General features: G+C 36.7%; 12 protein-coding genes. 4 read left to right on the top strand and 8 right to left on the bottom strand.

The genetic code is table 11. The features are described from left to right. Nucleotides 1–38: 38 nt before the first annotated feature. The 5 genes from DK861_RS15335 to seqA all read right to left on the bottom strand — a co-directional run bounded on the left by DK861_RS15335 (nucleotide 39) and on the right by seqA (nucleotide 4649). The gene (locus DK861_RS15335) at nucleotides 39–782 is read right to left on the bottom strand and encodes a type 2 GTP cyclohydrolase I (RefSeq protein ID WP_072062926.1); all 744 of its coding nucleotides are present in this window, start codon (nucleotides 780–782) and stop codon (nucleotides 39–41) included. Nucleotides 783–1002: 220 nt separating this feature from the next. After that, nucleotides 1003–1209, bottom strand: coding sequence for a YbfA family protein (locus tag DK861_RS15330; protein WP_006537681.1), 207 nt, complete (start codon nucleotides 1207–1209; stop codon nucleotides 1003–1005). A 544-nt stretch (nucleotides 1210–1753) separates the two neighbouring features. Next, on the bottom strand, nucleotides 1754–2236 hold the full coding sequence (locus tag DK861_RS15325) for a DUF1456 family protein (protein WP_109400676.1): 483 nt from the start codon (nucleotides 2234–2236) through the stop codon (nucleotides 1754–1756). Nucleotides 2237–2382: 146 nt separating this feature from the next. Next, nucleotides 2383–4023, bottom strand: coding sequence for a phosphoglucomutase (alpha-D-glucose-1,6-bisphosphate-dependent) (gene pgm, locus DK861_RS15320; protein WP_109400675.1), 1641 nt, complete (start codon nucleotides 4021–4023; stop codon nucleotides 2383–2385). A gap of 74 nt (nucleotides 4024–4097) precedes the next feature. Next, complete coding sequence (seqA, locus tag DK861_RS15315) at nucleotides 4098–4649, bottom strand: replication initiation negative regulator SeqA (RefSeq protein WP_109400674.1); 552 nt, start codon at nucleotides 4647–4649, stop codon at nucleotides 4098–4100. 455 nt (nucleotides 4650–5104) lie between these two features. Here seqA and ybfF point away from each other — a divergent pair, with 455 nt between their 5' ends. From ybfF to fur, 4 genes are all read left to right on the top strand, one after another. Then, entirely contained in the window at nucleotides 5105–5893 is a 789-nt protein-coding gene (gene ybfF, locus DK861_RS15310; RefSeq protein WP_109400673.1) for an esterase, read from the top strand. 211 nt (nucleotides 5894–6104) lie between these two features. After that, nucleotides 6105–6413, top strand: coding sequence for a LexA regulated protein (gene ybfE, locus DK861_RS15305; protein ID WP_036912278.1), 309 nt, complete (start codon nucleotides 6105–6107; stop codon nucleotides 6411–6413). Nucleotides 6414–6686: 273 nt separating this feature from the next. Next, on the top strand, nucleotides 6687–7214 hold the full coding sequence (gene fldA, locus DK861_RS15300; protein ID WP_004244384.1) for a flavodoxin FldA: 528 nt from the start codon (nucleotides 6687–6689) through the stop codon (nucleotides 7212–7214). A gap of 189 nt (nucleotides 7215–7403) precedes the next feature. After that, a complete protein-coding gene (gene fur / locus DK861_RS15295; protein ID WP_006537692.1) occupies nucleotides 7404–7850 on the top strand; it encodes a ferric iron uptake transcriptional regulator in 447 nt (148 codons plus the stop codon). A gap of 79 nt (nucleotides 7851–7929) precedes the next feature. Here fur and DK861_RS15290 read toward each other — a convergent pair whose 3' ends face one another. The 3 genes from DK861_RS15290 to glnS form a co-directional block, all read right to left on the bottom strand. Continuing rightward, on the bottom strand, nucleotides 7930–8769 hold the full coding sequence (locus DK861_RS15290) for a DUF817 domain-containing protein (RefSeq protein ID WP_072062931.1): 840 nt from the start codon (nucleotides 8767–8769) through the stop codon (nucleotides 7930–7932). Between the two features lie 470 nt (nucleotides 8770–9239). After that, nucleotides 9240–10634, bottom strand: coding sequence for an OprD family outer membrane porin (locus DK861_RS15285; protein ID WP_109400672.1), 1395 nt, complete (start codon nucleotides 10632–10634; stop codon nucleotides 9240–9242). Between the two features lie 647 nt (nucleotides 10635–11281). Then, entirely contained in the window at nucleotides 11282–12949 is a 1668-nt protein-coding gene (gene glnS / locus DK861_RS15280; RefSeq protein ID WP_072062933.1) for a glutamine--tRNA ligase, read from the bottom strand. Between the last annotated feature and the right edge of the window lie 117 nt (nucleotides 12950–13066).

The following is a 13066-nucleotide window of genomic DNA, read 5'->3' as shown; positions in this document are numbered from 1 at the left end:
CTATCTCTCTTTAATTTGGGAGATAGCTTTAAATGGGTTTATGCTGGATTATCAATATCAACAAATGTCACATCGAAGTGATGTGTTTGAGCAAGCCATTCACCTAATGCTTTAATACCATAACGCTCTGTCGCATGGTGCCCAGCGGCAAAGAAATGAACGCCCATTTCTCTTGCAATATGAATAGTCTGTTCTGAAACTTCACCTGTTACAAAGGCATCCACACCTTGCTCTGCGGCATCTTGAATAAAGCCTTGTCCGCCCCCCGTACACCACGCAATACTGCGAATAGCGTCAGGTGCATTATCACCACAATGCAATACATTGCGTTGTAACGCTTTTTCTAAACGTGCTTTTAATTCAAGCGGTGTTAAAGGTAAATCAAACACGCCTTTAGGCACTAACGGTAATATTTCACCTTCAACTTTAACGCCCATTTTTAACGCTAATTGAGCATTGTTCCCTAAGATTGGGTGCGCATCTAACGGCAAGTGATAACCAAAAAGATTAATGTCATTGCAAAGTAATGTCTTTAAGCGATTACGCTTCATTGAACGAATAACAACAGGCTCGTTTTTCCAAAAGTAACCATGGTGTACTAAAATGGCATCAGCGTTTAATCGCACAGCCTCATCAAGTAATGCTTGGCTTGCCGTTACACCCGTTACTATTTTTTGAATATGAGGACGTCCTTCAACTTGAAGTCCATTAGGTGCATAATCTTGAAAGTTCTCAATGCTTAACTTTTCATTAATCACCAATTCCAGATCAGTATTCTTCATTTTATTTATTTCCCTGTTATCACGAATGCCACTATTTATATAACAATAAGATAAATAGCATTAGGTTAATAGCCTTCGTTTAAATGACTTATTACTGCTTATTGTAACGTAAAAATTAAAGATTATTTGAAGATAAGGAAAAACAAGAAGGTCGCACTGGAAAGTACTTAAAGCGGGATGAAAATAACGCCCACATTTGCAGGCGTTATTTTATATTCTGTTATTTGTGGCTATTTAGCGCCATTTCTGATTTTGCCAACCAAACGGGTTTATCACTTGTTTTAGACCATACACGATGTATATAGCTATAAAATTGTGCACGTTTAGGATGAAAAATCATAACAGGAAATGCCACAACACCTAGCGCAACAGCACCAGAACGACGGGCTAAAACATGTTTTTTTGTATATTCGTTATAAGCTGGCATAGTGCCCTCCTGTATAGATATTAATTTAATGGTGAAATTTTACCTCATTTGATGAAATTTTACTACTGATCAGACCACTTAATTCGTGCGAAAAATCACCTTTATTTTGCTTGATATGTAATTAAATTTCAGAACGGAAACAAAAAAGAAATATTCAATAAATTTTATTAACAATTGAATAACGATATTTTTACTTATCTTAAATCGTGATAAGTAACACTAGTCATAGGTTACCGAAAAGGTAAAATTTTAAATCAGCGAGGAAATGGGAGGAGATATGGAATATTAAAAAATACAAGTTTACTGCGAAACAAGACAAATTTAGCAGTAAAAGGAAAGGTTAAAGATATTATATATCTAGCTAACTCTTTAAATAAATTAGAATTTTTATTAATAGCAATAAGCACTTTTGCTCTAATTCATCATTATAAAATGTACACACATAGCGTTTAAGATTAAATATGAGTTCTTGTGCTACGGAGCGTTTTATTAAAAAAATCCCTCTATTTAAAGAGGGAGGTAATTTTGATTAAAATATTTTGCTTTATTTCTTAACCGCTTTACCTTTGCCACGTAGAGTTTCAGTTAAGCCTTTCAGAAAATACCTTACCAGCTGATCACCACAATTACGGTAGTTTTTATGTCCTGGTTTACGAAATATCGCACTAAGTTCTGGCTTAGAAACACGGAAGTCTGCAAGCTCATAAATCTTTAGAATATCCACATCTTTTAATTCAAAAGCGACACGCAGTTTTTTTAGGATAATATTATTTGTGATACGCTTTTCAACTTCAGGTGCAGGGAAGTTTTCGTCTTTTCCACGACGATAAAAAATTAGGCCATTTAAAAAATGTCCCATCGCATTATCGTCACACTCGACAAATTCAGGTTCATCGTCTTTTTTCAGCCAACTATTGACTAACTCTTTTGTGACGGTGTAATCGGCTAGTTTCATGATTTCTACGACATGTGCATCACTTAGATCCAGCATGTAACGTACACTGCGTAAAACAAAATTATTTTGCATTATATTGATTATCCGCTTTATTTTTAATTCTAAATCAACCTCAATGATGGATATCAATGCTGTGATCTAAAAATATTCAATAATTAAAAAAATACACTCTACTTTTAGGTAGAGTGTATTCTATATAACTCGTTTATTGCACTAATTTATTTGTTAGCAAAAACATTATTTACTATTTCAATGGCTTCTTTTTCAATTAATTCACGGTGCTCGGGGCCACGGAAGCTTTCACAGTAAATCTTATAGGCTTCTTCAGTACCAGAAGGACGAGCCGCAAACCAACCGTAATCGGTCATCACTTTTAAGCCACCAATTGACGCGCCATTACCTGAAGCATGTGTTAAACGAGCTGTAATTGGGTCGCCAGCTAATGTGCTAGCAGTCACCATTTCAGGGGATAAACGTGACAACAGTGTTTTTTGTTCATGGGTTGCTGATGCTTGAATACGATTATAGCTTGGTGAACCAAAACGTTGTGCTAATTCATTGTAATGTTCTTGCGGATCTTTACCTGTGACGGCTTTCATTTCAGCAGCTAAAAGACATAAAATAATACCGTCTTTATCAGTTGACCATGGTTTACCATTAAAGCGTAAGAAAGATGCACCAGCACTCTCTTCGCCACCAAAGCCAAACTCACCACTAAATAAGCCTTGAACAAACCATTTAAAACCAACAGGCACTTCGACTAGCTCACGACCTAAATCTGCCACAACACGGTCAATCATTGCACTTGAAACCAGTGTTTTACCCACTTTTACATCTTTAGTCCATTGTGGACGATGACGGAAAAGATAGTTAATTGCAGCCGCTAAATAGTGGTTAGGATTCATTAAACCAGACGGTGTCACAATACCATGACGGTCATAATCAGGATCGTTGGCAAAAGCTAAGTCAAATTTATCACGCAGTTGTAATAAACCTTCCATTGCCCATGGTGATGAACAGTCCATACGAATAACGCCATCATGATCGAGCGTCATAAAACGGAATGTCTGATCGACTTGATCGTTAACCAATTCAAGATCAAGACCATAATATTCACCAATGCGTTTCCAGTACTCAATACCGGAACCACCTAATGGATCAACACCTAATTTTAAGCCGGCTTTCTTAATGGCTTCCATATCAACAACGTCACCTAACGCTTTGACATAAGGCATAATTAAGTCTTGAGCTTCAATATAACCACTCGCCAATGCTTCATCATACGAAAGACGCTTGATCCCTGCTAAATTATTTTCAAGCAGTTCATTAGCACGTTTTTCAATAACCGAAGTTAAGTCAGTATCAGCAGGCCCACCATTTGATGGGTTATATTTAATACCGCCATCTTCAGGTGGGTTATGTGATGGCGTGATAACAATGCCATCAGCAATATCTTGATGTGCGTCGTTGTAAGTCAAAATAGAAAAAGAAACTGCCGGTGTGGGTGTATAGCCATTATTTTCTTGAATAATCACTTTCACTTTATTGGCAGCGAGTACTTCTAAAACAGAAATAAACGCAGGCTCTGACAGTCCATGAGTATCTTTACCCACATAACATGGCCCTGTTACTCCATTTTTTGCACGTACTTCAGCAATAGCTTGTGCAATTGCCAAAATATGCGCTTCGTTGAAGCTATGGCGATTTGCACTTCCACGATGACCAGATGTACCAAATTTCACACGATGAGCGTTATTGCTAGCTTGTGGTTTAAGTGAATAATACTGAGACGTTAATTGCGCCACATTAATCAGATCACTTTGACGAGTATGCTGCCCTGCTCTTGGATGAATTGCCACGAACCTTCTCCTATTAGACATCACAATCACGCTTTAAACAAAAGCCTTTGCAATGCATCAATTAACAATAGTGGTTAGATAGTTCCACACACCTTATCAATCTCATTTGCAGGAAATTGCATATCCTGCATGATGCTTTGTACCATTGTTCTTTTACGCTCTGTGTTCGAGTTAGTAATAACCCAAAACGGCGTACCTGAAATATGGCGCGGTTTTGTATGACGCCCACTATCGAGTAATGTTTGTTCATCACCAGCAAAATAGATGCGTGTTCGTCCATGTACTGTTTCAGCAGATTGAGTAAAAGTAGCACTATCTAGGCTATATAACGTAGAAAGGATCTGTAAAAAACGATCAACTGATTTTGTTTTTTCTGCATAGCTGTCAGATAACAACAGTTCTCGCATTTCACGAACCGGATTTTTTGCTGGTGTAATCGATTTAGGTTCAGCTTCCTGTTTCATAACAGGTGCTTGTACTGACTCAGTGACGACGACTGGTTGTACGGGCTGTTTGGCATCGAGCTTCAGTAGACGCCTTAAAATATCTGAAGCGCTTTCACCGATATGCCTAGTTTCGCTAGCAATATAGCGGTAAAGTTCGTCATCAATTTCTATCTTTTTCATTGCTACCCAGTACTGTTTTCAAAAAAAGTAATTAGGATTATAAGATATAATCTTTAAAAACAAAATAGGTAAAATTTCAATAACTTAAAGAAGATCTATTCAAGATCCTACCGTTTGAAAGGCTAAGCTCGGTATTTATCCTATTGTTTATCTTGGTATCATCTTCTATTCTTTGAACTTATTCACACAAAATCAGTTTTAAATTCAAACATATCACACCACCAACCACCAAATAATATAAAATCCTGACTATTTATTTTTTAGCAATGTTAACATTTCAATTTCTTAAATAACTTTAGAGCATATATCTATAAAATATTATTTTATGGATTTTTATAAATTTATCTTATTAATTATTTCTGAGTTTCATTACTCTTTTATATTATTGCGATAAGTTGGCTTAGCATCTTGTGCATGTCATCATAGAAAAAATCGCAATCATTTTGGTCATTAATATGAAACTCAATACATTATTAAATTATCAATTACACCAACCTGAAACTACACCTGCGCCTGCATCTAATTTACCTATCGTCTTGATCCACGGCCTCTTTGGTGATCTCAATAATTTAGGCGTTTTAAGTCGCGCACTTCGTCAAGATAATACCGTGATACAAATTGATGTGCGTAACCATGGACACTCTCCTCATAGCGAAAGTATGAATTATCAAGATATGGCGCAAGATGTACTTGCATTGCTTGATAATTTAGCTATCCCAAAAGCCATTATTATTGGGCACTCAATGGGAGGCAAAATTGCAATGGCGATGACAGCATTAGCCCCCGAACGTATCGCAAATATTGTTGTGATTGATATGTCTCCTGTTGCTTACAACGTTCGCCGTCATGACAAAATTTTTGCTGCGCTTGAAGCCGTAACAGAAGCTCAAGTCACACGTCGTCAAGATGCTATGGAAATCATGCGCCCTTTTATTGAAGAGGAAGGTGTGATCCAGTTTTTACTCAAATCATTCAAAAATGGTCAGTGGCTATTTAATTTACCTGCAATAAAAAATGCTTATTCAGACATTATTGGCTGGCAAGAGGTGCCTGCTTGGCATCATCCTGTATTATTTATTCGTGGCGGTTTATCACCTTATATTTTAGATGAGTATCGTGAAAATATAGCTCGCCAATTTCCTCTCGCAACCGCCTTTGTTGTCGCAAACACAGGGCATTGGGTGCATTCAGAAAAACCCGATACCGTTATTAAGGCCATTCGTCGTTTTTTAGAAAAAGCTTAATTAATAAACGTTATAGCTTAAAATAACGCCACTGAAAAATAAGAATGTCATAGAGTGTATAATTATTGTGCTTAAAAATAGTGTCTGTTGATAAAAAGACCAAATCACAATAGGTTAAATTCAGGAAGCAGTGGCGAGACATCACTATGTGGGGTATTATTGGGCGTTTCACAATTTAGTCATTGGTATACGCCCTTTCACAGCAAAATTTATGGCAAAAGAACAAACTGATCGCACCACTCTGGATTTGTTCGCAGATGAACGCAGACCTGGGCGACCTAAAACAAACCCGCTTTCTCGGGATGAACAGCTTAGAATTAATAAACGCAATCAATTAAGACGTGATAGAGTCAATGGGTTACGTCGAGTTGAGTTAAAATTAAATGAAGATGCTGTGAATGCTCTCAATGAGTTAGCGACAGAAAGAAACGTCAGTCGTAGTGAACTTATTGAAGAAATATTACTAGAGCAATTGGCGCAAAATCACGCCTTAAAAATGCATCAAAACAAAAATAGCTAGCAGATAAACCACACAAATTCGACAGAATTAGCCTGCTATTTTCGTCAAAATACATTTTTAGTTTTCTATTATGAAAACACAATGCTTATCTTTCACTAGTAATTGTTCAAACACAGACAAATATACTCTAAATATTTTGAAGTGTAGCTAGGTGACAAGTGAATGAGTCACTAGGAACATACAAAAAGTATGTAACTTGTGAGAATAGACGTAGTCAATAACGCTACAATTTGAAATATAACGAATTTAGAATAAAAGAGGTTATCTCACTTTATGGCAATCATAGGAATATTCTTCGGCAGTGATACTGGCAACACAGAAAATATTGCCAAAATGCTTCAAGAAAGACTGGGCGCTGATAATGCCGAAGTTCATGATATTGCAAAATCTAGTCAAGAAGACATCGAAGCGTTCGATATTCTGTTACTAGGTATTCCTACTTGGTATTATGGTGAAGCACAATGTGATTGGGATGATTTTTTCCCAACACTAGAAGATATTGATTTTAATGGTAAGCTTGTTGCACTATTTGGTTGTGGTGACCAAGAAGACTACGCAGAATATTTCTGTGATGCAATGGGTACCATTCGCGATATTATTGAGCCTCGTGGTGCAGTTATCGTCGGACATTGGCCAACTGAAGGTTATCATTTCGAAGCCTCTAAAGGACTTGCTGATGATAATCATTTTATCGGTCTTGCAATTGATGAAGATCGTCAACCAGAATTAACCGAAGAGCGTGTTGACGCTTGGGTTGCTCAAATCAAAGAAGAAATGAGCTTAGACGAAATTCTGGGATAAAATAAATTCTCAATATTGAGAATGATAATTATTCAATGGTGTGCTAAGATAGTGTGATAGGTGGGGTGTTTATTTTTAAATATCATGCCTATAATCAATAAGGTTATTTATTCACCCGAGTATTAATGAATAAAACCTATTTGTGAGCACAAAAATTAAATTCACCATTAGCAACAGGATTAAATCCGCATGACCGACAATAATAAAGCGTTAAAAAATGCTGGGTTAAAAGTTACACTTCCTCGCTTAAAGATCTTGGAAGTGCTCCAGGATCCTGAGTGCCATCATGTCAGTGCTGAAGATCTCTATAAAAAACTCATCGATATCGGTGAAGAGATTGGTCTGGCAACCGTGTATCGCGTCTTAAACCAATTTGACGATGCTGGTATTGTTACCCGTCATAATTTTGAAGGTGGTAAATCAGTATTTGAATTAACTCAACAACACCATCACGATCATTTAATTTGTCTTGATTGTGGTAAAGTTATCGAGTTTACAGATGATGCGATTGAAGTGCGCCAAAGAAACATCGCTGAACGTCATGGTATCAAACTTTCCAATCATAGCCTTTATCTATATGGCCACTGCGCTGAAGGTAATTGTAAAGAAGATAGCCACGCACATGATGAGAAATAATTCATTCTGGATAATCTCTCAGTAAAAAAAAGGAACTGCCAACAGTTCCTTTTTTATTGCCTAAAATCCGAGGATAACTCTACTTAGCTACACTGATGCTGTGTTTAATATGCTTTAAATGAACCACGATAGTAAATGTAACAATGACTAACAATGACCAAGAGCCCCATTTTCCTGCATGTACTGCAGACCAAGCACCCATTTGATTAGGATATTGCCATACACCAAAAAATGTACCGAAATTCTCAGCAAGCCAAATAAAGAAACCTATTAAAACAAAAGCCAATAATAGTGGCATTTTTCGCTCTGTATCATAAGGCGTAAAGTAAACCACACTACGAGCATAAAGACCTAAAATAAAGGCAGTTAAATACCAGCGATAATCGCCGATAAAGTGATGAGAAAAGAAATTAATATAGATAGCGAGCGCAACCAAAGTTGCCATCCAATAAGGTGGATAATGTTCAATTCGTACTTTTAAAAAACGCCATGCTTGAATTAAATAACTTCCTACTGCGGAGTACATAAATCCTGTAAACAAAGGGACTTCCCATAATTTAGTGTAAGCAAAATCAGGGTATTTCCACGATCCAATTGCCGCTGATGTTTTAAATAATTCCATCACAAAACCAACAATGTGGAAAAAACAGATCGCTTTTAATTCATCCCATGTTTCGAGTTTGCCCCATACCATCCATAATTGGAAAGCAATAGCGAGAATGAGTAAAACGTCATAACGAGGTATCCCTAATATTCCTTTACTTGGTGTTGCAAATAAAATAAAAAAGAAAAACCCCGCAAATAAACAAGAACGCGCTTCTTTCACACCAAAAAAAAGAAATTCAACAATAAATCGTTTTATACCTCTAAAGGGCTTCAATGGTGGTTCTAATAAAAAATCATCCAATCGCTTTAACATGCTTCTTCCTGAAAACGTGCATTATTAAATAGCATTCAATGCAGAATAATAAATTAAGGAGAGATAAAATGAATGAGAAGAAATTTGCCATAGAATGAAAAAACGCACAAGGATGAAAAGGACGAAAAAGAAAGGATTTAAAAATAAAGGTATTTACCCCCCACTACGATACCCACTCTGACTGCCTATTAGGGTAAATACCTTACGCAAATTTTGCGAAATAACTGAAGCACAAGAGATAAACATAACCCACTCACATTTATCTCAGACGGCATGACATGACGACTTTACTTCTTACTGCTGCTGACAACTTCACTTTATTAACGAGGCTAATTTTTGAGAATAATATTTATTCTTTTTAATTTATCCCTACTCTTTCTATTACTTATTTTTACTTATCGTAATCGTATTTACCTTTTTATTTTATTCAGGATAAAGTGCAATTAATGCACTTTATCCTCACTCTGATATTAGAAAATAGTAAATGGCATAATTACGTTAAACTTAACGTCTTTTTCATCTTGGAAGATATTACCAAAACCACCTTCATAACTTGGGATATCGGAATGGTTATCATAACGGGTATAATGAAGCTTAAAGAGTGTCCCTTTAGCGCGACCTTCTTGAACCGTATACATAATATCCGCATTCCATGCACTTTCTCTGATGCGCTGACCTTGATCATAAATGGCTTTACCACTTGGCTTAGCATCCCATGCATAAACATAAGAAGTGCCTACCGCCCAGCCAGATAGATCCCAATTTTTCAGATCGTACATTACACCCGCATAAAGTGCTTTTTCACCATTGGCGTTAAAGTCAGAACGACCATCCCACCAAATATCAAGACGACCATTTGATGTCGCCCAACCCGGCGTCATACGTTGTAAGAAATAACCTTGATTACCTTCGGCTTTAACCCATGTTCCTTCTACTTTGAAGTCAAATACATTGTAGGTATAACCAAAAGTCAGTGCTTGTAACCATGCCAGCCCATCATAAACGTCATTAACACCACCACCGGTCACTTTATCTTTAGCGCCGTAGAATTGATAAGATGTTCTTAATGCATTATCAGCAATTGGGAAATCATAAGAAACTTTACCAAAATACTGATCGATATAACCATCGGCCTGACCAAATGCAGCTTCTAACACTAGGCTGTTTTTAAAATCATATTTGGCGCCAAAAGAGTGAAGATAGCTGATATTGGTTTCTAGATCAGCTTTACGGAAGTTATACATATTCCGATACCATGGTGCTTTATATTCATCTGTCCACATATAGGAGAAAGATAATTCACCGCTTTTATCGAAGTCGAAAACAGCACCCGCTTCAGCACCGCGGTAAGTTCCCGGTAAGAAGCTCCAATGTGGACGCAATAACGTTTGACCTTTAGGTTGAATATATCCCCCTTGAGCCCAGAAATTGCCTAATTTGAATTTTGCAGCTGCTTTATAAACGCTTAAGCCACTGCGATCGCCAGTCCATTTTTCATCCCAGCGACTTTTTGCGTCACTAAAACCGATTTCGTTAGGTGCCGCAGGACCACTATTATTCAATTCAGCCGCACCAAAGGCAGCTAAATCAATACCAATAAAATCACCAAGGTAACCTGAAGAGAAATCTAGATTAGCGTTGAAAGTAGAATGGTGTAGGTTAGCTTTGTATTTGCCGTAATCAGGACTATTTGGTGTTAACTCTTTTCTATCACGATCACGTTGCCAATAAAAAAGGCCGCCTGTTAGAGTAGAGTCATCAATAAATCCTTCAGCATGAGACATTTTTGCAGGTAGTGCAGTTACAAGCAATGCGCCCATAACGACAAGTGCCACCCTGCCTGGTTTAGCATGTTGCATAACCATAGCATTGTTTCCTCTTTGACTTTGACTAAAAAAGAAATAAGCACAATGCCTATTTCCAAATATAAAACCCCAAGTGGGGAAAAAACCTAAATTAGGTTAGAAACAGCATATTTTTCGCGACGCGAATTATCAACCAAAAAAAGAGAATTTTTATCAAAATATGACCAAGGGCACATAACTAAATGATCGTTTCATTTTCTTGTTTTTAGAACCCCTTATTAAAAATAAATATAACAAATTGATTTTATTTAGTTTTTATACCAATCTTTAAACGATATTAGATTTCGTTTTTATTAAAAGGAATAATAAGTAGTACTTATAAATAAGCTTTTTTAACGATGTAAAATATGTGCATTCAATCACACTTTTCTTACTACAGTCTTATTTAATGAAATGGTATGAAAAAACGGAAGAATAAAGTGATAACAAGTTAATTATTTCAACTGAAACAAATAAAAAGTTATCGTTTGAAATGAAAAAATTGAGATTAATTGATCCCAGAAGAATAAATATTAAATATAAATAGATGAAAAATCGTACAACATTAAAAAGAAAACAGATAAAAAAATGCTCGATAACTTAATTACCGAGCATCCTATTAATTTTGGTACTAACGATACTTAATACAACTCAAAATAAGGTTTAAATTAACCTTGTTGAGAAATCTTCGCCCAAGTGTCGCGTAAGCCCACGGTACGGTTAAACACAAGTTTATCCGCCGTTGAAAGCTTATCAACACAGAAGTAGCCTTCACGCTCAAATTGATACGCTTTTTCGATAGCGGCATCTTTTAAGCTACGTTCAACAAAACCTTCACGAATAACTAAAGATTCAGGATTAATTGTTGATAAGAAATCATCTTCTGCCGCTGGGTTTGGCACACTAAATAGACGGTCATAAAGACGGATTTCAGCAGGAATAGCGTGTGGAATGCTCACCCAGTGAATAACGCCTTTTACTTTACGTCCATCAGCAGGATCTTTATTTAAAGTCTCAGCATCATAAGTACAGTAAATGGTTGTGATTTCACCTTGCTCGTCTTTTTCAACACGCTCGGCTTTAATAACATAAGCATTACGTAAACGTACTTCTTTACCTAGCACCAGACGTTTATATTGACGGTTTGCTTCTTCTTTGAAGTCTGCACGATCAATATAAATTTCACGGCTAAATGGCACTTCACGCGTACCCATTTCCGGCTTATTTGGGTGATTCGGCGCAGTTAAAATCTCTTCGCCTTCAGGCATATTTTCAATCACTAAACGAACCGGATCGATAACCGCCATTGCACGTGGTGCATTTTCGTTTAAATCATCACGAATACAAGATTCTAATGCAGCCATTTCAACATTATTTTCTTGTTTAGTCACACCAATACGTTGGCAGAACTCACGAATAGATTCTGCTGTATAACCACGACGACGTAAGCCTGAGATCGTTGGCATACGAGGGTCATCCCAACCATTCACAATGTTTTCTGTCACAAGCTGATTCAGCTTACGTTTTGACATCACTGTGTATTCAAGGTTAAGACGTGAGAATTCATATTGACGAGGATGACAAGGGATAGTGATATTATCCAGCACCCAATCATATAAACGACGGTTATCTTGGAATTCTAAAGTACATAAAGAATGTGTGATATTTTCCAGTGCATCAGAAATACAGTGGGTAAAATCATACATTGGATAAATGCACCATTTATTTCCAGTTTGGTGGTGTTCAGCAAATTTAATACGATAAAGCACCGGATCACGCATAACAATAAACGGTGATGCCATATCAATTTTCGCACGTAAACACGCTTTACCTTCTTCAAAGCCACCAGCACGCATTTTTTCAAATAGTGCTAAGTTCTCTTCTACGCTACGTGAGCGATAAGGGCTGTTTTTACCAGGCTCTTTTAATGTACCGCGGTATTCACGAATTTCTTCAGCGCTCAACTCATCGACATAAGCTAAGCCTTTATTAATCAACTCAATTGCATATTGATAAAGCTGATCAAAATAATCTGAGGAGTAATGAATGCTACCTTCCCATTGGAAACCTAACCACTGAACATCTTTTTGAATTGAGTTGATATACTCAATATCTTCTTTTACTGGATTGGTATCATCAAAACGTAGATTACATTTTCCCTGATAATCTTTAGCAATACCAAAATTCAGGCAAATTGATTTCGCATGGCCGATATGAAGATAGCCATTAGGTTCAGGTGGGAAACGCGTATGAACGCTATCATGTTTCCCAGTAGCCAGATCTTCGTCAATAATTTGACGAATAAAGTTCGTTGGGCGGGCATCTGCCTCATTCATGGTCATTTTTTCCTCAAAGCAAAACGCATAATTAACCCACTATAATCCAATAAGTTTATTTAAATCAAGCTATTGTTTTAAAATCAACAATTTACAATTGAATTATTATGTAATTAA

Source organism: Proteus sp. TJ1640 (genome assembly GCF_003144445.1).
Lineage (GTDB): Bacteria > Pseudomonadota > Gammaproteobacteria > Enterobacterales > Enterobacteriaceae > Proteus > Proteus penneri.
Note: the sequence above shows the minus strand (reverse complement) of the source record. Positions and strands in the feature narration are given on the sequence as shown.